This is a genomic window from Sorangium sp. So ce1504 (genome assembly GCF_051521635.1).
In the GTDB taxonomy this organism is placed as follows: domain Bacteria; phylum Myxococcota_A; class Polyangia; order Polyangiales; family Polyangiaceae; genus Sorangium; species Sorangium cellulosum_B.
On sequence record NZ_CP150365.1, the window covers coordinates 10,126,004 to 10,145,728 of the forward strand.

At 72.3% G+C, this 19,725-nt stretch carries 16 protein-coding genes and 1 pseudogene; 5 read left to right on the forward strand and 12 right to left on the reverse strand.

What is annotated here, in order from left to right:
• Positions 1 to 27 precede the first annotated feature (27 nt).
• The 6 genes from WMF39_RS38120 to WMF39_RS38145 form a co-directional block, all read right to left on the reverse strand.
• Positions 28 to 633: an HAD family hydrolase gene (locus WMF39_RS38120; protein ID WP_437741380.1), complete on the reverse strand. Its 606-nt coding sequence runs from the start codon at positions 631 to 633 to the stop codon at positions 28 to 30.
• Between the two features lie 111 nt (positions 634 to 744).
• Positions 745 to 2,052: a hypothetical protein gene (locus tag WMF39_RS38125; RefSeq protein WP_437741381.1), complete on the reverse strand. Its 1,308-nt coding sequence runs from the start codon at positions 2,050 to 2,052 to the stop codon at positions 745 to 747.
• A complete protein-coding gene (locus WMF39_RS38130; RefSeq protein WP_437741382.1) occupies positions 2,049 to 2,966 on the reverse strand; it encodes a hypothetical protein in 918 nt (305 codons plus the stop codon). Before WMF39_RS38130 ends, WMF39_RS38125 begins: the two co-directional genes overlap by 4 nt.
• On the reverse strand, positions 2,963 to 3,796 hold the full coding sequence (locus WMF39_RS38135) for a hypothetical protein (RefSeq protein WP_437741383.1): 834 nt from the start codon (positions 3,794 to 3,796) through the stop codon (positions 2,963 to 2,965). The genes WMF39_RS38130 and WMF39_RS38135 overlap by 4 nt, the downstream gene beginning before the upstream one ends.
• Positions 3,771 to 4,580 (reverse strand): ParA family protein, encoded by an 810-nt coding sequence (locus WMF39_RS38140; RefSeq protein ID WP_437741384.1) that lies wholly within the window; start codon positions 4,578 to 4,580, stop codon positions 3,771 to 3,773. Before WMF39_RS38140 ends, WMF39_RS38135 begins: the two co-directional genes overlap by 26 nt.
• Positions 4,581 to 4,673: 93 nt before the next feature.
• The gene (locus WMF39_RS38145) at positions 4,674 to 5,090 is read right to left on the reverse strand and encodes a hypothetical protein (protein ID WP_437741385.1); all 417 of its coding nucleotides are present in this window, start codon (positions 5,088 to 5,090) and stop codon (positions 4,674 to 4,676) included.
• A 198-nt stretch (positions 5,091 to 5,288) separates the two neighbouring features.
• On the opposite strand from WMF39_RS38145, the gene WMF39_RS38150 reads away from it, so the two are divergent.
• The 4 genes from WMF39_RS38150 to WMF39_RS38165 all read left to right on the forward strand — a co-directional run bounded on the left by WMF39_RS38150 (position 5,289) and on the right by WMF39_RS38165 (position 10,234).
• The gene (locus tag WMF39_RS38150; RefSeq protein ID WP_437741386.1) at positions 5,289 to 7,919 is read left to right on the forward strand and encodes a TonB family protein; all 2,631 of its coding nucleotides are present in this window, start codon (positions 5,289 to 5,291) and stop codon (positions 7,917 to 7,919) included.
• Complete coding sequence (locus tag WMF39_RS38155; protein WP_437741387.1) at positions 7,916 to 8,668, forward strand: hypothetical protein; 753 nt, start codon at positions 7,916 to 7,918, stop codon at positions 8,666 to 8,668. Before WMF39_RS38150 ends, WMF39_RS38155 begins: the two co-directional genes overlap by 4 nt.
• A gap of 10 nt (positions 8,669 to 8,678) precedes the next feature.
• The gene (locus tag WMF39_RS38160; RefSeq protein WP_437741388.1) at positions 8,679 to 9,179 is read left to right on the forward strand and encodes a hypothetical protein; all 501 of its coding nucleotides are present in this window, start codon (positions 8,679 to 8,681) and stop codon (positions 9,177 to 9,179) included.
• Positions 9,180 to 9,298: 119 nt separating this feature from the next.
• Complete coding sequence (locus tag WMF39_RS38165) at positions 9,299 to 10,234, forward strand: hypothetical protein (protein WP_437741389.1); 936 nt, start codon at positions 9,299 to 9,301, stop codon at positions 10,232 to 10,234.
• 45 nt (positions 10,235 to 10,279) lie between these two features.
• Here WMF39_RS38165 and WMF39_RS38170 read toward each other — a convergent pair whose 3' ends face one another.
• The 4 genes from WMF39_RS38170 to WMF39_RS38185 all read right to left on the reverse strand — a co-directional run bounded on the left by WMF39_RS38170 (position 10,280) and on the right by WMF39_RS38185 (position 14,351).
• Positions 10,280 to 10,723: a DUF4215 domain-containing protein gene (locus WMF39_RS38170; protein ID WP_437741390.1), complete on the reverse strand. Its 444-nt coding sequence runs from the start codon at positions 10,721 to 10,723 to the stop codon at positions 10,280 to 10,282.
• Between the two features lie 286 nt (positions 10,724 to 11,009).
• Positions 11,010 to 12,215: a hypothetical protein gene (locus tag WMF39_RS38175; protein WP_437741391.1), complete on the reverse strand. Its 1,206-nt coding sequence runs from the start codon at positions 12,213 to 12,215 to the stop codon at positions 11,010 to 11,012.
• A complete protein-coding gene (locus WMF39_RS38180) occupies positions 12,212 to 13,714 on the reverse strand; it encodes a tetratricopeptide repeat protein (RefSeq protein ID WP_437741392.1) in 1,503 nt (500 codons plus the stop codon). Before WMF39_RS38180 ends, WMF39_RS38175 begins: the two co-directional genes overlap by 4 nt.
• A complete protein-coding gene (locus WMF39_RS38185) occupies positions 13,707 to 14,351 on the reverse strand; it encodes an RNA polymerase sigma factor (RefSeq protein WP_437741393.1) in 645 nt (214 codons plus the stop codon). Before WMF39_RS38185 ends, WMF39_RS38180 begins: the two co-directional genes overlap by 8 nt.
• 714 nt (positions 14,352 to 15,065) lie before the next feature.
• On the opposite strand from WMF39_RS38185, the gene WMF39_RS38190 reads away from it, so the two are divergent.
• A complete protein-coding gene (locus tag WMF39_RS38190; protein ID WP_437741394.1) occupies positions 15,066 to 15,599 on the forward strand; it encodes a hypothetical protein in 534 nt (177 codons plus the stop codon).
• 1,720 nt (positions 15,600 to 17,319) lie between these two features.
• On the opposite strand, the pseudogene WMF39_RS38195 reads toward WMF39_RS38190, so the two are convergent.
• Positions 17,320 to 17,712, reverse strand: a pseudogene (locus tag WMF39_RS38195) (hypothetical protein); the annotation flags it as partial.
• A 469-nt stretch (positions 17,713 to 18,181) separates the two neighbouring features.
• On the reverse strand, positions 18,182 to 19,483 hold the full coding sequence (locus WMF39_RS38200) for a peptidylglycine alpha-amidating monooxygenase (RefSeq protein WP_437741395.1): 1,302 nt from the start codon (positions 19,481 to 19,483) through the stop codon (positions 18,182 to 18,184).
• Positions 19,484 to 19,725 lie beyond the last annotated feature (242 nt).

A 19,725-nucleotide genomic window follows, 5' to 3' on the forward strand; every position in this document is an offset into this window, starting at 1 on the left:
ATCCCCCGCCGGCCCTCTCCGCCCCACTCACCCACGCTCGGCGGCGAGCGCCCGGGGATCGACGAAGACCCACGGCATGCCCGCCGCCTGCGCGGACTGGATCCCCAGCGCGGCGTCCTCGAAGACCAGGCACCGCGCGGGCTCGACGCCCAGGCGCTTCGCCGCCTCGAGGAACGGGTCGGGCGCCGGCTTGGGCCGCGCGTAATCCTCCGCCGCGACGACCACGTCGATGTACCCGCGGAGGCCCAGGAACTCCAGCGTCCGTTCCACCGACGCCCGTGGGCTCCCCGAGACGACGGCGCGCTTCACGCGCGGAGGAGCGTCGCGGAGCGCGGCGACGACCTCAGGCACGCCTCGCACCGTCGGTATCAGGCGGTGGTACGCCGCTTCCTTCGCCGCGAAGACCTCGGCCACCGGCATCCGCAGCCCGTACTTCCCGTTCAGGAGCTCGACGATCCGGTCGGTCGGCATCCCCGCCCAGCCGTAGAAATCTTCGCCGGAGAACTCGCACCCATGCGGGGCGAGCGCCTCGAGCCACGCCTGGTAATGGACCGGCATGGAGTCCGCGATCGTCCCGTCGCAATCAAAGAGATAAGCGACAAACGAGCCTGAGGGGAATACAAGTCCTGGCATAGGCCGCACCTAGTAGCATATCGGCAGGCCTCCCGCTGGTGCGCCGGCCCTCCCGGAGAGCTCGCCGTTCAAAACCTCAGGCTTCGTTTTGCTCGCGGGCGAACGAGATCGTCACCACCTGTCCTCGACCGCCTCCACCCGCACCTCGCACGCGCCATCGCCCCTGAGCGGCGACTTCGTCTCTTGCACGCGAAACCGCGTCCCCATCTTGAACAGCCCGCCATAGGTCTCGGCGTCGATCGGCCGCACCGTCCCGAAATCGACGCGGTGCAGGAGCTGCATGATCGCGAGCGCCGTCCCCTGCTGGAACAGGAGCCGCCCCCGCGCCGTGGGCCCGTGCTTCATGGCGTAATACGCGCTCTCGTGCGTGATCGGCGCCCGCAGCACGAGCGCCCGGCCCGGCTGGAACTCCGGCGCGGAGAGCGCCCCCCAGCCGAGCGCGCGGGCGAGCCCGAGCAGCTGCTCCAGGCGCTCGTGCTGGTCCCTGCCCACCGGACCGCACGCCGCCTCGAACGACGAGGACGAGAGCATCCCCCCGAGCAGGTGGAACGCGCCCGTCTGCGCCGCCTCCCGCACGAGCGCCTCGAACCCCGGGACCAGCTCGGGAGAGCGCCGCTCGATGAGGTGCACCGTGTCGAACGTCTTCTGATCGATGTACCCCACCGGCAAGAGCGCCAGGTTCACCCCGTACGCCGAGATGAGCCCGCGCTCGTCGGACCGCAGCGCCCCGAGCTCCTCGAGCATCGCGCCCTCGACGCGCTGCGCCCGCGAGAGCGGCCCGCCCTCGGGCTCCCAGCGCACCCGCGCCGACTCGATCTGCTTGCGCGTCAGCGCCTCGCCGAAGCGCGGCCGCTCCGACCGCCGCGTCAGCAGGAAGGTGCAAGTCGCGTCGCCCCGCGCGACGCACGTCACCTCGTCGGCGTCGAGCCGCCCCCAGTCGGACGGGAACGCGAGGCTCGCCGCGGCCGCGCAGTAGCCGGAGGCGAACGCGTCCACCGCCAGCCGGTTCTGGATCCGACCGCCGTACTTCGCGAGGAAGCTCGTCCCGTGGAAGAGCGAGTCCGCGTGCACCGCGCCGCCCTCCGCGCTCACCTCGAACCGCAGACGCCCCTGCCCCATCGCGGCGAACAGCTCGCCCGCGAGCTCGAGCTTCTCCCGCGGCGACGCCCCGTGGCGGTCCTCGTACAGCGGCCCGAGCAGCGCGTGCGCCGCCTCGAACGCCGCCTGCCGGCGCACGCCGCGGCTCTCCCCGCCGAGCGCGTCGAAGATCGTCTGCTCCAGGAAGAGCGCGAAGTGGTGGGAGTGCGTGATCACCAGCTGATCCGCCACGTGGAGCAGCCCGTGCGGGACGATCGGGCCGACCAGATCGCCGAGCGGGCCCTCGATGCGGCCCCGCAGGCCGTGCCGGAGCGCCGTCACAGCAGCCTCCGCAGCGCGGCGCGCTCCAGGCCGAGGATGTCCGCGACCGCCGTCTCGACGAGCACCATCGCCTCCGCGCCGAGCCCGTCGGGGTGCTCGAGCGCGAGCGGCGTCAGCCCGGCGCGCAGGGCGAGCCGGAGCCGCGCCACGTGAGGCTCGGGCGCGCGCGCCTCGAGCAGCGCGAGCAGCCGCTGGATCCGCGTGACCTCGGCCGACGGCGGATCGACGGGCGGCGGCGTCCCGCCCGTCCGGCGCGACGGGATGCTGGACGAGCCCCTCGGCGGCGCCGATCGCGCGACGCCCCGCACGAGATCGTCCACCGTGTCCGCGCTGAGCGGCTCCTCGAAGAGCCCCGACGGGTCGCTCAGCATCTCCTCGGGCGGCTCCTCGAGCGGCAGCTCGGGCGCGAGCGTCGCGGCGAGCCGCTGCGCCACGAGCCGCGCCATGCCGAGCGGCATCGTGCCGTCGAACAGGCTCGCGACGACGCACGCGCGGACGCGGCGCAGGAGGACGGTCCGGCCGCTCAGCTCGAGCGTGACCACGGGGTCCGGGAGCTCCTCCGCGCGGCCCTGCGAGCGCGGCGGCTTGCTCGACGACCGCGCGCCGCGGCTGCGGGCGGGGCGGATCGAGCCCTCCCGCTCCGGGACGAGCCGCTGCGCGGCGAGCTGGCTCCCGAGGTACGCGTCGCGCAGCCCCGCGGCCACGTCGCTCGGAGAGAGGGCCGCGCCCTCGCGGACGAACACGGCGTGGACGCGCGCGTCGCCGAGGTGGAACACGACGATGGCGTCGAGGCCGCCGACGCCGTAGCCGATGCCGTCGAGCGCGATCGGCGCGAGCGGGTCGTCGTCGTCCAGCGCGCCCGCGCCGGCCGCGACGCCACGACCGAACGAGGGCTCGCCGTGCTCCGCGCTCACCCGACGACCCCGACCGCGGCGTCGATCGCGTGCCGGCACGCGATCCGGACGGCGTGCGCCTCGCGCGGCGTGAGCGGGCCCGGGCGCATCAGGCCGACGATGTACGCGGCGGAGCGCACCTGGAACCCGATGAGCTGGAAGAACGGCCCGTCGCCGACGCAGAGCTCGAAGCGCTGCGACGGGGCGCCGGGCAGCGCCGCGACGAGCGAGCCGATCGCCGACGCGATGAGGCCCGAGGCGGCGAGCCTCGCCTCCGTGTCGCGGATCGCGCCGGCGAACGGGAGCCCGGCCGCGTCCGCGAGGAACACGTCCGTCGCGCCCGTCGCCTCGGCGATCCACTCGATCACCCGCTCGCAGCGGGCGACCGGCCCGCCCGCCGCGGCGAGGTCCGGGAAGCGCGGCGCGCGGCCCGCCGAGAGCGCCTCGATGGCGCCGTCGAGCCGCTCCTCGAGGGGCTCGCGCGCCGCCGCGAACGGGGGCGGCGAGCCCAGAGGCCGCAGGTCGAGCGGCGAGCCGCGCCGCGAGTCGACGTCGTCGGCCGACGAGGGCAGCGCGCCCCGGAGCCCGAGCTCGCCGCCCACGCCCGCGCCCGACAGGGGCAGGAGGTCGCTCGAGGGCGCGAGCTCCTCGAACGACGGCGAGAGCGGCGACGAGGACGTCGGCTCCGGCTCCGCCCGCGAGGACGGCGGCCGGGACTCGAACGACACGAGCGGCTCGGCCGCGGGCGCGACCGACGCCGCCCGCGGCCTCCGCGACCTCGACCGCTTGACCAGCGCCGCCGCGGTGACGACGGCGCCGTCGACATCAAAGGAGGAGCGAGATCGGGCCATCGTCATCGTCCAGCGAGGTGGGGTCCAGGCGAACCAGCACGTCGTTCGCGAGCTGATCGAAGACGCGCGCGAGCGGCGGAGGGCGCTTCTGCATGAGCAGGAGCGGCGCCCCGCGGAGAGACGCCTCGAGGAACGCCTCGTCGCGCGGGATGACGGTGTCGAGGATGATCCCGTCGGGGAACTTCGTCCAGAGCGTCTCGGCGACGTCGAGCGACGCGGACGCCTGCCGGTCGAACATCGACAGCACCATGCCGAGCAGCGACAGGTGCGGGTTCTTCTCGGCGCGGACGCGATCGATCACCGCGAGCAGCTGGCCGACCGATCGGAGCGCGAGCGGCTCGGCCTGGAGCGGCAGGAGCGCGTGCGTCGCCACCTCGAGCGCCCGCGTCGTGACCTTGCCGAGCCCCGCGGGGCAGTCGACGACCACGATGTCGAAGTCCGGCGAGAGCCGCGCGAGCACGCTCGGGAGCACGGGCCCGCGGGCGAGCGCGTCCTCGAAGCCCGCGACGGTCGTGGGATCGACCCGGCCGACGGTGAGCACCTGGAGCTGCGGCTCGCGCGTCCGGAGCAGCACCGACTCGAGCCGCTCGGCGCCCGTGAGCAGCTCCGCGACGCCCGGCCGCGCGCGATCCGCGAGGCCCAGCGACAGCCCGAGGCTCCCCTGCGCGTCGAGCTCCAGGATCAACGCGCGGTTGCCCGCGCGCCCGAGGGCAAGCCCGAGGTTGAGGGAAATCGTGGTCTTTCCGACGCCGCCCTTCTGGCTCGCGACCGCGATGACGTGCATGGACTCCCTGACGGCGCGCTGTCACGGCGCCCGGGGGCCATCCTACCAGGACGGGTGCGGCTGAGAACTAGTCCCGTCCCTGACGAGCGCGAACTAGAGCAGCGAGATCCGCTTCATCAGCGTGCCGCACAGATCGCTCTGGGGGTTGCGCTCGCGCTCGATCTTGAGGCCGGCGCGGAAGATCTTGTCGGCGCTCTCCACGTTGCCGAGCACGACGTGGCAGAGCCCGAGGAGCTCGTGGTCGCCGGGATCGCCGTGGATCGACACGAGCTCGGTCAGCGCGGGGACCGCCGCGCGGTGGGCGTCGATCATCGCGTCGGTCGGCGTCGACGGGACGCCCTTGGCGAGGATCATGAGCCGCAGCACCTGGCGCTGATCCTCGGGGCGCTGCTTGAGGAACTCCGGCTTCTGGAAGAGGTCGCGGTATCCCCCGTAGGCCCCGTCGAGGTCGCCCCCGCGCGCGAGGGCGACGATGGTCTTGACCGCCTGGACGAGCGTCTCATTCGGCATGACGAGACGATACACGGCCCCGCGCCCCGCGGCGAGACCGCCGCTGCACCGGCGTGACGTGTCGCCGAGAAGCCGAGGAGCCGAGGAGGCGCGCGGACGTCGCGCGCTTCCGTCACCGTCGTCTGCGCGCGCTGCGCCGCACAGCGGCGCTTGCGGCGCCGCTGTGCGGCGTGGTAGTCGCGTTGAGCTCGGTTGCTCATGCGCTGGCTGTCCTTCTTCTGTTGCCTCTCCGCAGCCGCCCTCGCCGCGCCTCTGGCGCTCGGGCAGCCTGAGGCGCGGCCCGAAGCGCCCGTGGCGCCGCAGATCCTCGAGCACGTGGATCCGGAGTACCCGCCCGAGCGGCTCGCGGAGGGCATCGACACGACGGTCACGCTGTTCGTCACGGTCGAGAAGGACGGCACGGTCAGCGACGCGGTCGTGGCCGAGTCCGGGGGCGCGGCGTTCGATGACGCGGCCATGAAGGCCGTGCGGCGGTGGCGTTTCTCGCCGGCCATGCGCGGCGGCGCCCCGCTGCGGGCGCGGATCCGGGTGCCGTTCCACTTCGCGCCGGGCCCCCACGAGGAGCAGCCCGCGCCGGCGCAGGCAGAGGCGCCGGAGGCGGCGGATCGCCCGGCGGCGCCCCCGCCGCCCCGGCCGGCGGCGCCGAAGCCGGTGGAGTTCGCCGGCGGCGTCGCCGGCCCGCACGCCGTCGCCGAGCCCGGCAAGCCGATCGAGATCCACGTGCAGGGCCGGCCGAACCCGCCGCGGCGCGCCGCGAGCGACTTCCGGATCGGCCGCGCGGCGCTCTCCGCCGCGCCGCACGCCACCGCCGCGGATCTGCTCCGCACGGCGCCCGGCGTCCACGTCGCGCACCCCGAGGGCGAGGCGGTCGCGCAGCGCATCTTCCTCCGCGGCTTCGACGCGGAGCACGGCCAGGACGTCGAGCTCCGTGTCGGGCCGATCCCGCTGAACCAGCGCTCGCACGTGCACGGCCAGGGCTACGCGGACCTCGGCGTGATCATCCCGGAGGTGGTGCGGTCGCTCCGCGTCGTCGAGGGCGTCTACGACCCGCAGCAGGGCGACTTCGCGGTCGCGGGCAGCGCGTACTTCGACCTCGGCGTCGAGGAGCGCGGGCTCCAGCTCAAGGGCACGCTCGGCTCGTTCGGCACGCGACGGCTGCTCGCGATCTGGGCGCCCGAGGCGCAGTCGGAGGACACGTTCGGGGCCGCCGTGGTGCGCGCGACCGACGGCTTCGGCGACGGCGCGCGCGGGGCGATCTCCGGGGGCGCCGTCGGCCAGTACCGCGTGCCGCTGCCGGACGAGTACTCGGCGCTGCTGCACGTCGCGGCCCACGGCGGCCGCGCGAACCTCGCGGGCGTGCTCCGGCGCGACGACGTCGAGGCGGGGCGCGTCGACTTCCACGACGCCTACCCGGATCTCGCGGCGCGCGCGCAGTCGGCCGCGTCGACGCGGCTACAGCTCGCGCTGAGCGTCGAGCGATCGGACGACGACGGCTCTCAGAAGAGCGCCTGGCTCTGGGCGGCGACGTCCGGGTACCGGAGCCGGATGAACTTCACCGGCTACACGCAGCGCTCGCGCCGGCGGCCCGAGTGGGTCGGCAGGGGCGACCTCATCGAGCAGGCGAACCAGGACGCCGCGCTCGGCGGCGGCCTCGCCTACCGCACGCCGAGGATCCCGCTCGCGCCCTGGCTCACCGGGCAGGTCGCCGTCGGCGCCGAGGTGCAGACGAGCGGCGTCGACCAGGCGCAGAACCTCCTCCAGCCGCCGCAGAACGAGACGTGGGATCAGCGCGTCGACGCGTCGATCCAGGTGACCGGGGTCGGCGCCCACGCCGACGCGCTGCTCGAGCTGTCGCGCTACGCGCGCCTCCGCGGCGGCCTGCGCGCCGACCTGCTCGTCTTCGATGTGGACGACCGCATCGGCAACTTCATCCCGGCGGCGCAGAAGGAGACGCACATCGAGGGGTTCCGCCGCACGGCGGCGGGCCTGGCCGCCGGCCCGCGGGTGACGCTGGAGCTCGATCCGCTGCCCTCGCTGCGCGTCTCCGCCTCGTACGGGCACGGCTACCGCTCGCCGCAGGCGCGGCTGCTCGAGGACGGGGACAACGCGCCGTTCGCGACCGTGAAGAGCTACGAGGCCGGCGCCACGCTGCGCCCCGGCGGTGGCCTCAGCGTGACCGCGGCCGCCTACGAGACGCGCCTCTCCTACGACCTCGCGTTCGACGCGGCGGAGGGCGCGCTCGTGCGCATCGGCAGGACGACCCGCCGCGGGCTCGTCGCCTACCTGCAGGCCGCGCCGAGCCCCACGCTCACGGCGGGCGTGAGCGCGACGTTCGTCCACGCCACGCTGGACGAGCCGCCCCCGCCGACGCCCGAGAACCCGTCGCCGCCGTACGTGAAGGGGCAGCAGCTCCCGTTCGTGCCGCCCGTCGTGGTGCGCGCCGACCTCGCGCTGAAGCGGCCGGTCTTCACGATCGCCGGCGCGCCCGTCGAGGGGCGGCTCGGCTACGGCGCGACGTTCCTCTCCCCGCGCCCGCTGCCGTACGCACAGACCGCCGCGCCGGTCTTCGTGGTGGACGCGTCCCTCTCGCTCCGGCGGAGCCTGCGCGTCGGCCGAGACGCCGCGCAGGGCGGCCCCTGGATCGAGGTCGGGGTCGAGGCGCAGAACCTGCTCGACGCCGAGTACGCCGACACCGAGTACTCGTTCAAGTCGACCTGGCCGGGCGCCGCGGGCGCGTCGCGGCCGTCGATCCCCTCGGAGCTGCCGGCCCGGCACATCAGCGCCGGGTCGCCGCGCTCTCTCCTCGCGAACGTGACGCTCTCGCTATGAATGCCCCGAACCTCGCCCCGGCCGCGCGCCGCCTCCTCGCCGCCGTCCTCCTCGGGTCGCCCGCGTTGTCCGTATCCGCCTGCGCCGGCACCGGCCAGCCCGAGGTCACGTACGCCGCGCACGCCGAGGCCGACGTCCCCGGGGAGATCGCCGCGGGCGCGTGGACGATCGCGCTCGACGAGGCGACGGTCGCCTTCGGCCCGGCCTACTTCTGCGCCGCGGAATCCGGCGCGTCGACGCTCTGCGAGACCGCGATCGCCGAGCTGACCACGATCACGCGCGTGAACCTGCTCGATCCCGCGCCGCAGCCGCTCGGCCTGGTGCACGGCTTCGAGGGCGAGATCCGGAGCGTGTCGTTCAACTACGGCATCCACTGGTTCTCGACCGAGTCGTCGCCCGCGCCGGCGCCGGAGGCTCCCGGCGTCAGCTCCGTCCACCTGCGCGGGCGCGCGACGCGGGGCGCGGAGGCGCTCGACTTCGAGGCGGACGTCGACGCCGTGCCGCAGCGCCAGGGGCTGCTCGCGGTCCCGAGCCTCGCGGTCGCCGCGAACGTCGGCGCGGCGCCGGTCCGCCTCGCGGTCCGCTTCGACGTCGTGGACGAGTGGCTCGCGAGCGTCGACTTCGACGCCCTGGCCGAGGGAGGCGCGACCAGCGTCGCCATCGCGCCGGGGTCGCCCGCGCACCAGCGGCTGCGCTACGACATGATCGCGGTGCACCGGCCGCAGTTCCTCTGGTCGACGTCGCCATGAGGCGGCCTCGGTGAGCCCCCGTCCGGCCCGCGCGACGGCCGCAGCGCGGCGGCGGCCTGGCCGGCGGCGGCCTGGCCGGAGCCCCGCCTGCCGGTGGCGAGCGCGCTGGCTCGTGGCGCTCGCGCTCGCGGCGCAGCTGTGCAGCCTGACGCACGCGCTCTTCGTCCGGCACGCCCGCTGCGAGCACGGCGAGCTCGTCCACGCGGCGACGATCGCCGTAACCGCGGCGACGCTGCACGCCGAGCGCCGTCCTCCCGGCGACCAGCCCGGCGCGCCCGGAGCGCGGCCCGGCGGGGGTGACGACCTGTGCGACGCGCTCGCGCCGCGCCACGAGGGCGACGAGCACTGCGACGCGTTCGCGCTGCGCGGCCAGCTCGGCGCGCCCGTGCACCGCGTGGCGGAGGCCACGCTGCTCGAGGTCGTCCGCCTCGCCTCGATCCGGCCCTCACCCGAGGTCCGGCCCATCCCCTTGCTGATCCTGGCGCCGAAGAGCTCCCCGCCGGCGGCCTGAGCATCTCACGAGGCCAGAGGGTGATGCGGGCGCTGGGCGCGCGAGGAGCGCGGGCCTGCGCTCGCCGGGCGCGCTCGTGCGCGCTCGTCGGGATTTCGAGACGACTCAGGAGCTTGATCATGCAAAGACTGAACGAGACAGGGTTCGTGGTGACGGCGTGCGCGCTCGCGCTCGTCGCCGGGTGCAGCGATGACGGCGGAGCGACGTCCGAGACCGGCGCCGTGCAGATCTTCGTGGAGCCGGAGGACACCATCCCCGAGGGCCTCGAGCCGGGCACGGGGGAGGAGAACATCGCGGACGGCTGGAAGGTCACGTACGAGAGGTTCCTCGTGACGATCGGCAACGTGCGCGCGGCGCGCTCGGATGCCGAGGAGACGCTCGGCGATGACTCGGTGTTCGTGCTCGACCTCAAGAACGCCCCGGCGACGAGGTACGTGATCGCGGAGTTCCAGGACGTGAGCGCGGTGCGCTGGGACCGCTTCGGGTTCGATCTCCCGAACGCGAAGGCGGGGGTGAAGACGCTTCCGCCCACCACGGCGGCCGACGTCGACCTCATGGTCGAGGGCGGTTATTCGCTGTTCTTCGAGGGATCCATCGAGAAGGAGGACGGCGAGTCGTGCCCGCCGCCCGGCGACGCGTGCGTCCCCGCGGCTCGGGTGCGCTTCAGCTGGGGCCTCTCGGCCGGGACGTCGTTCGACGATTGCGCGACCGAGGACGGGCTCAACGGGTTCAGCGTGCCGACCAGCGGCACGGTCGCGGTGAAGCCGACGATCCACGGCGATCACTGGTTCTTCGACAACATCACCGCGGGCGTGGAGCTGACCAAGCGCTACGCGCAGTACATCGCGGACAGCGATCTCGACGGCGACGGTGAGACAACGATTGACGAGCTCAAGCAGGTGAACGCCGCCGACGTGTTCGGCGACGAGTACAACCTCGCCGGCGCGTCCGGCGGCCCGATCGAGACGGCGTACGACTACGTGGTCGCGCAGGCGCGCACGCTCGGCGACTTCCAGGGCGACGGCGAGTGCTCGAGGCGCGCGGTGCTGCCGTGATCGGGTGAAGGCGGCGGGGCGCGCCGCCCCACGATGCTCACGGCGCTATGCCGGGCCGATCTGACAATCGCTCGTACACCCGTCTCCATCGGCCGTGTTGCCGTCGTCGCACTGCTCCCACTCCGGGTCCACCACGCCGTCTCCGCACACCGCGCCGGCGCTCGCCCCGCCCGCGCCCGCTGCGCGGAGCTGACAGTCGCTCGAGCACGCGTCTCCATCCGCCGTGTTGCCGTCGTCGCATTGCTCCCACTCCGGGTCCACAACGCCATCTCCGCACACCGCGCCGGCGCTCGCCCCGCCCGCGCCCCCGGCTGCGCGGAGCTGACAGTCGCTCGAGCATGTATCTCCGTCAGCCGTGTTGCCGTCGTCGCATTGCTCCCACTCCGGGTCCACCACGCCGTCTCCGCACACCGCACCGGCGCTCGCCCCGCCCACGGCGCTCGACCCGCCCACGGCGCTCGACCCGCCCACGGCGCTCGACCCACCCACGGCGCCGCCTCCGGCCGCGCAGTCCGTCGAGGAGGAGCAACATTCGACACACGCCCCCGTGCTCGAGCTCTCCTCCGGCGAGTCGACCCCTTCGATGAAGCGCACCTCGCACGCAGCCTGCATCAAGAACAGCCCTGCGACGGCGAGCAGCGGACAGCGCGAAAGAAGATGATGACGCATGACTCTCCCTCTCAAAGCGAAGTCGGGATGTGCCTCGCTCTGGTAAGTGGGCGCGAGCTCCTCTCCGTGGCTCACCAAAATCAACGATTCAGAACCATCCGGCGACTCAGAAGCTCACCCGCAGGCCGAGGCTCGAGAGCAGCGCCGGGCGCCCCGTGCGGCCCACCTCCGCACCAGCGATGGTGAAGACAGGCTCTCTTGCGAGCACGAAGACGTCGAGCGCCGCGTGGACGGCGAGGTACGGTAAGACGCGGACGTCGACGCCGCCCCCTGCGGAGACGCCGGCGGTGAGCCAGCTCTGACGCCGGTCGCGATAAGGAGGGTTCGCCCGGCCGGCGATCGTCACATGGTAGACGCCCGCGCCGAGCGAGATCACCGGATGGATCCGCCATGCCTCGGGGCCGGCGGCGTACGCCAGGCCGATCATGGCCGCGGTCTGCCGCAGCGCCACGCGCCCGCCGGGAGCGTCGAGGTTCCTGGCCACGACGGCCGGCACGAGGGTCCCGCGCAGCGAGACGCTCGCCGTCAGATCGTACCCCACACGGAAGTAGGGCCCGGGGACGATCCCGACGTCGCCGGCGAGCGCCGCGAGCCCCGCCTCGACGCTCAGCCGGCGCTCGTCGGACGTGGGCGCCGTGGGCGCCCGGGGCGCGGCGCTCCCGGGGTCGGGTCGCCCGGGCGCGGCCGACCCGCGCGCCGCCCGGGATCCGCCCGGAGGCGCGGCCGGCCCACGCGCCGCCGTGGATCGCTCGGCGGGCGCGACCGCCGCTCGCGGCTGCAGCGGCGCCGCGTCGAGCGCGATGGCCTCCTCGCGCCCCGCCGGCGCGGCCGCGTCGGCGATCCATTGCGCCACCCGCTCGGGCAGCTCGCGCCGCTGCTCGCCGCTCAGCTCGAGCAGACTGGCCCGGAGCAGCTCCGCCGACCGCACGGCGAGATCGCTCGCCGCGTTGGTGGCGCCGGGGACGCCGAGCTCCACGCGGCGGACCAGCGTCTCCTTCGTCGCGTGATCCGCGATCCACGCGTCGGCGACGGCCCCGCCGTCGGTCTCGAGGATAGCGATGGCCGCGAACACGCCGCCCGCGCCCTCGACCTGCGCGCGCCCGTCGACGCCCGGCGCGCCCTCCAGGGAGCGTACCGAGAAGCCCACGGCGCGCAGCTCGCCCTCGAGGCGCACCGTGGCCTCCTCGACGACCTTCCCGGCGTGCGGCGCGCGCACCACGATCACGCCGATCTCCGCCGCGGCGCTCGCCCCCGGGGACACGAAGAGCGCGGCGCACAGCGCAAGGGCGAGCCTGAACCCGCTGCGCCTCATGGGCGGCGGAGGATCTCCGCCGCGGCGGCCGCGAATGCCCCGTGCGGGTGGCGCGCGAGGTACTGCTCGGCGATCGGCCGGGCCGCGCCGTCGCCCTGGGAGGCGCGCAGCACGATCATCTTCCGCCCGAGCGCCTCGGCGGCCAGCGAGCCGGCCGGCGACTCGGCGAGGTACCGATCGTACCAGTCGATGGCCGCCGCGGGCGAGCCCGCCTCCGCCATGCGACCGAGGAGGAACGCCGCCGAGCGCGCCTCGGGCGAGCCGGGGAAGCGCGCGCGCTCGGCGAGCAACGCGCGCCGCGCGAGGTCGTTCCGCCCCGTGTAGCGCGCGGCGTCGGCCAGCGCGGCGATCTCCGGGAGCGGGCTCGCCGCGATCGTCGCGTCGATGCCCCGCGCCTCCGCCACCGCGATCGCCCCGGCGAAGTCGCCGCGGGCGACATGCTCGCTGCAGCTCCCCGAGGCGGGCGCAGGCGCCGCGGGCGCACGGACCGCAGCCGAAGCTGGCGCGAGCGCCGCCATCGGATCGGTCGTGACTGTCGCACCCGCCGCTACCGGCGCTCCCGCCGCTGCCGGCGCTGCCGGCGCTCCCGCCGCTGCCGGCGCTGCCGGCGCTGCCGGCGCTCCCGCCGCTGCCGGCGCTCCCGCCGCTGCCGGCGCTCCCGCCGCGGCGGCCCCGCCCGTCTCTGCCGGCGCCCCGGCGTCCTCCAGCATGCCCATCTGGGCCGGCGCCCCGGCGTCCTCCAGCACGTCGGTCTTCGCCGGCGCGCCGACGTCGCGCGACTCGCCGCCTTCCGGCGTGCGCGCGCCGGCGGCGCCCAGGTCCGCGATCGTGAGCTCGCCGCGGACCACGTCGGCGACCAGGCGCTGGCCTCCCTGGAGCGCGACGCCGCCCGAGGCGAGCGGGCCGCGGACCGCGACCGAGCCGCTCTGCATGGTCAGCTCGAGCCGCTCACGCTCCCAGCTCAGGTCGAACTCCGTGCCCGTCACCCTGACGGTGAACGGCCCTGCCGCCGCGACCCACTCGGCCTCGGGCAGGTGCGCGACCCGGAAGTGCGCGGCGCCGCCCTCGATGTGGATCTGCGCGCCGCGCGCCGTCACGGCGGTGACGCGCCCGCGAGCCCCCGGCGCGAAGCGGACGGTCGTCCCCTCGCTGAAGCGCGCCGTCGCCCCGCTGGTCCCCCCGCGCACGTAGGTGTCCGCGAGCGCCGCGCCGTCGGCGCGGTCTCCCGGCGCGACACCGTCGACCTGGTACGACAGGCGCGCCGCCGGCCGCAGCGCCCAGAGGCCCAGGATCACGAGCAGCGGCGCCAGCGCCGCCGGCAGGAGCCAGCGCCGCCGCGGCGCGAGCGGCAGCACGGGGCGCTCGACCTCGTCGATCAGCCGCGCGCGGCCGCGGGCGAGCGCGCGGTCCGCCGGCGAGGCCGCCCCCGCCTCGCGCGCCAGCGCCGCAAGCCGCCGCAGGGCTACCTCCGGCGGAACCCCGGGCTTCGGATCAGCCATCGCTCGCCTCCTCCACGGGCTCGATGTACGCCGCGAGGAGCGGATCCCGCTCGGCCATCGCGTGGACCCGCGCGGTCACCTTGGCCAGGTGGCGCTTGGCCGTGGCCAGGGACATCCCGCTCGCCTGCGCGGTCTCCGCGAGCTCCAGGCCCTCGATGTGGCGCAGCACGAAGAGGAGCCGCGCCCTGTCGTCCAGCCTGTCGAGCAGCGCGTAGAGCCGCGCGACCGCCTCGCGCGCGCCCTCGTCGACGCCCTCGGCCGGCTCGTCCGGCAGCGCGCCGCTGTCGGTGAGCGAGAACCAGCGCCGGAGCCGCCGGCGCCGCAGCGCCGACCGCGCGACGCGCACGGCGATGCCGAGGAGGAACGGCCGGAGCGCCGCGGGATCCCGCAGGTGCTTCACCTCGCGGAAGAACTGCAGGAACGTCTCCTGGGCGTGGTCCTCGACGTCGCCGCCCGGCCCGAGCACGCGGCGGAGCAGGCCGTGCACCACGGCGCCGTAGCGGTCCCAGACGGCGCCGGCGGCGCCTGGCTGGCCCTCGGCAGCCGCGCGGGCGAGGCCGGCGTCGTCCAGGCCGGCCAGGGGGCTCGGGCGGACGAGGGTGAGCCGGGGGGCGAGGGCTGCGCTGGGCAAGACCACGGGAACTGGACTAGGTGGTCGCGAGCGGGTCCCGGTGGCTCACAAAAGCGACGGGGGCGAAGCGAACGCCGCGCGCGCCTCGCGAAGGGCGCTCCGGATCTCTCGACGGGAACGGGACAGGCGGCATCGAGGGGGGAGGCCCTCGCCGCGGCGCGGGCGTCGGTCGGGGGGCCGCGCCACGCCTAGCCGACGTCGAGATCCCCGGGCACGAACTCGGAGGGCCGCCGTCGTCCACTTGGGCACGCTCAGCGCCGTCGCAGATGTCGAGGTGAACGTCGGCCAGCTCGGTGCAGTGGCTCTCCACCTGGCGAGTGCAGGAGCGACGCTGGCACAGGGCGAGCGTGGCGACGTCCTCCATCTGGCCGAGTACAGGAGAGGCACCAGCGACGAGGCGCGCGGGCACGAGCTCGGCTCCTCTCCGCCGCTGCGGTCGTGGAGGTCGAAGCGCATGTCGGGCAGCACGGTGCGGCCGCCATAGTCAAGCGGAAATAGTCGCGGCGCTGCGAATTTACCGCGAGGGCCGTTCGCCAACCATTTCGGTTAACGAACACTCCAGCCGCGTAGCCGCCTTGCGCACCGGCGCACACCCGGGACGGGTCGACCCCCATCCACTGCGGTTGCACCGCAGCGTTTCTCGTTGACGCCCGCGCCACACGCCCAGGAAAATCGTTCGTGCCCCACAGCGCGCGTCGCGAGCTGGCCAGGGCTTCCGCCATGTCCATGTGCGCACACGGCAACGTCGGCCTGCTCTGCGCATGCGCGCTCGTCCTTGTTCCGGCGTCGGCGCAGGCACTCGAGTTCAGCGGTGGCGTGAGCGTGGGTGGGATCCAGGTCGGGACCGAACCCAAGCTGGCCGTGAGCCCCTTCGCTGGCTGGCTCTGGCGAAAAGAGCGGGACTTCCGGATCGAAGTCCACAACATGCTCAGCATCATTCCGGGGGCACGTGTAGGAGTTTACGATCGAACGGCGGTTACCGTTGGATACGTCACGAAGACGGGCAACGTCAGCCTTGGTCCAGCCCTGTCGCTCTACTCGATGCCGGTATGCGGTGCCGTGCTCTGTAACCGCGTAATGGGGCTTGCTCCAGGCGGGCGCGCACAGTCCGACTGGTATTTCGCTGGACGTCTGGGGGTATCCACGAGCCTCAACGTGGACTGGGCCGGCGGGAGCAGCCGTGTTCTTCCTGGAAGCGGGGTCGTGATGGTGACCGCTGGGCCTATCTGGAGATTCGGGGGAGAGTCGAAATGAACAAGGTGTTGGCCGTTGGATTTCTCGGTCTTGCGGGGTGCAACTTCGATGTCGGGGATTGCTACCTCCGGAGTGAGGGCGAAAGCGGCGCCGGCGGGATCATCATCACCGCGACAGGGGCGGGCGGCTACGGGTTCGGCCAGACAGGGGCCGGCGGCATCGGGCCCGTACCGCTGGAGACGCAGGACATGGATCCGCCTTCTCCTCCAGTCTGCAACATCGCGAGCCAGACACCGTGTGAGGAGAAATGCGAGACGGACTACGAGTCTGACAATATACAGTGTGGAAAGAACGAGGGCGAGGCGCAGCGGACAGCTTGTCGGGATAGCGCGTACGCTAGATATAAGAACTGTCGAGACGGTTGCGAGCAAGCAAGCAATCGCAGCTGCGATGAGAAGTATCAGGATTGCGTCAACCACGGCCCGTGGTCTTGTGCAAGACCAGGGTCAGGAGACCCAGGCGAGACGAAGTGTAAGACCTGCAGTAGACGATGCGAGTCCGGGGATCCTCCATCGCGGGATTGCAAAAAGTGTTTGTTCTGAGGCTCCAATGACGATTCACGTCACTTCGAATGAGGATATTCGGAGAGCGATCCGGCGCGGGCTTCGGCTTCCTGTGCGTTTCGTGGGCGACAACGTGCTGGAGGGGCCGTGCGCGTCCGACCCCGAAGTCCATTGTGAGAGGCGGAGCGATTATTGGAACCTTCGAGGGCGGGAAAGGACACAATTTTGTTCGCGGTTTCATGATGTTATCAACGCGTTGAAATCGCGGCAGAGAATCGTCGTGTGGACGTCCGGGTTGTGGAGGGACAGGCTGATGCTGTGGGCCCTCTGCGCGTGGAGGCTCGGCGATTGGCCCGAGCACCCGGATCTCGACATCGTCGTCCTGGGAGATGCGCCGGAGGATGGGTTTGGCCGTGGATTCGTCCACGTGAAGCCAGCTGACGCGCGCCGCGGTCTGGACGACGCACTCACTCTATCTCGGACGCGCGTCCAGCACATGGCGCGCTCTTGGCGAAAGGTATCCGGTCGGTCTCCGATCCTGTCCATCGAGGGGGGGCGCGCAGATCGAGTACCGAACGATCTCGCAGAGCTGGGCACCCACCAGGCGGCATTCTTCCCTCGAGTGGACGGTAGGACGCTCACTTTATCTTGGGTTGACGAGCTCTTGTTCGCGTGTCTCGGACAAGACTGGTTGACGCCCGTGGACGTATTTATGCACCGTTCGTCGGCTGGCGAAGAGCTGCGCGCTGGTTGGGGGATGCGCATCGGCGATTGCTTTCTCGCCATGCGGCTGCGTCAGTGGGCCGAGCACCGAGGGGCCGAGGCCGCGCTGGAGAGTGTCCCCTATAGGACGGACAGAGGACCTATGCTGGAGGCTCGCTATAGGTTGACGGCTGTCGGCGATGAAATAAAGCGGCATGGTCTTGCTGAAATCGCTCAAGGAGCGCCGCTGCCGGTGTGGGGTGTCACAGCGTACGATCCGCTGGCTCCTTGGGTCGTGGTGGACGGCGGCACACCTCACCAGCGCGTCCAGCGACTTTAAGATCGCGCTACGCAGGAGGAGGAATGACGCCTGCGCCCACACGCGCGTCCGTCTGGCCGAGTTCCGCGGCTGCCTCGGTCGCCACGGCGGATGTTACGGCGATCACGCTATGGCGGATCGCCCGAGGCGTATGCCGCTCACACCGTTCACAGGGTTCGCCTGATGTGCCGTGATCCTATTCAGGGAAGCGTTGCGTCTCGACCTGGATGCCGTCCTCCCCCGTGATCTCGTCGCCAGACCAATCCCAGCTCACGCCGCCCTTACCAGGCGGTCCGAGAGTGTAGGTGACCCCCTCGAGCGTGAGCTGGTCCTCGTCGAGGTAGGCGATGCCGATCGAGTCGCCGCCGCGCCCGGGGCCGCCGTAGCCGCCATCGCCCCCTCGGCCGCCGTTGCCACCCTGACAGGACCAGGTGCCGTCCCCCACGGCGCCGCCGGATGCGCCTCGACCGCCTTTGCCCCCTTGCTCGGGTGGCCCGCCGTCGCCACCCGGTCCCCCGGCGAGTGTCTCGATCAGGGTGTCGCGTACCGTCAGTTTGGCGTGGAGCGCGACAATCCCGATCGTCGGGTGGCTCCCGAGCACGCATCGCCGCCATACACGCCGTCAGCCCCGTCTGCCGCGCGGTTCAGCCCGGGCCATTCCTCACCATCAGGCCGTTTGGACGAGCTCAGTAGGGTACAGCGATACGGCAGGATGCCTTCCGCTTGGTGCTACGTCGCGGTAATCCCAGGCGTTTCAGGCGTGGAAGATCTGCCCCATCGCATAAGGCCCGTTCTGTCAATGAGCTCGTACAGTCGGACTGCACGAGTCAGGAACGGCTCCGAGAATCTTGACTTTGCGGAACGCGTTTGCTTGTCCTATCCGCTCGCCGAAAGCGAAGCGATCGACGCGGCCGTTCGGGGTGGCGCGCGGATCGAAGTGACCCTCGAAGGCGCCCGGCGGCGCGCGCGGTGCTCCTGTTCGCCAGGCTTACGAGCGCTCTCACCGAACGGCGCGCGCCTCCGCCTGGGCACAGGCCGCGCGTCTTGCACGAGCTGGTCTATTTTGTCGTCACACAGGACACGTCTTCCGTCGGAGAAGTCAAGTCCCCCACCTTTGACTCTAGCTCTTGAGACGGATAGTACATCACGAAATTATAGCACATCTCATCCTGCGTCCGCTCCCCGAATTCCACGGCACGGTTGCCCGGGTTGTCCCACGCGCAACGCGTCCTCACGGTGTCGCCGCCTCGAAGGATGGTATCGTTATCGTACCAGATCTGGTTGTCGAAGTTCCACGGATCGGCGAGCCCCAGGTTGCTCGGCTCGCTGCCGTCCGTGGGCACCGTGTTGCTCGACAGGTGCTTGCCGAGGATGTGCATGTGCGGCATAACACTGATTACCGAAATCGCCCCCATATCCCGCGGGAACTGGTAATCGCAGCTCACGTCGAGCGAGCCGTGAGGCGGGATGTTGATGTCTTCTGTGCCGAACGCGAAGATGCCGGCGTCGTTGGGGCGGAGCTCCGTCGTCGTGCAGACGTCGAAGCCGGTGCTGTCTTGCTGCCCGTCGAGGCCCTTGATGTTGCTGTAGTGCACCTGGATTGTGAAGTGTGCCGTGCCTTCCAGCGGGAAGCCCGCCTCTAGCGGCAGCTCCGTGGCCTCGCCGCCGGGCGCCCAGACGGCCAAAAGAGCCCCCATGATGTCGCCCCCATTGCACGGCGTGGGCGTCGAGGGAGACGCCTCATCCGCCTTGAAGAGCAGGATATGATGTACAATGGTGCTGTTGTCGATGCGGGGCACGACCCCGACGAGGTGTCGTTTCTGGCCGATCTCTACATCGACCCCATAACACATATACTGGTCCTGGACGTCCTTCGGCATGACGTAAGGCGCGGACGGCGCTAGCAGGACATCCGGTGTGCAGCTCAGGGTCGGAGGGTCGATGGTTCCGCCGCCGCCCGGGTCGACGCACGTGTCTTTACCGGCCGGCATGCCGGCGGCGATCCATTGATCGAAGATCGCGAGCTCCGCGGCGGTCAGGCGCTCGGTTGGGGGCGGAGGCATGGGGCGCGCGGTGTCGCGGGCGCGTGCGGCGACGAGCTCGTAGACCTTCTTGTTGGGATCGCTCACCGCGGGCGCGACCAGATCGCTCCGGTCGACCAGCGGGAACGGCGCGCCGAACTTCGGGGACGCCCCGTGACAGGTCTGGCACTTCGTGGAGAGGATCTTGTGGACGTCGCACGGCAGCGCTTCCGCGTTGCCGTTCTCCGGACCGGAGCCGGATGAGCCGCTGCTGCCCTTCTCGGCGTCGCTGCACGCGACGACCACGAGAGCGGATAGGAAGGACAGCGCCGAGAACAAATAACGACTACGATTCATGCGAGCTCCTCGGGCAAAAGTGCGACCTGAATCGGCGTTCGAGGGTATCGAGCGCTGAGCTGCAGCTTCTCGGAAGGGCGGTCGAAGACCGAGATTCCGAAGAACGCCGTCGAATTGGGTGGAAGAAGCACGCGCGCCGCGAGCTCCCGAGAACAGCGGGAGACTTGGCGCGTGAGAGCACCGGCGACCCAGGTCTACGGACGGGCCGGCGACCTGGCGTCGGT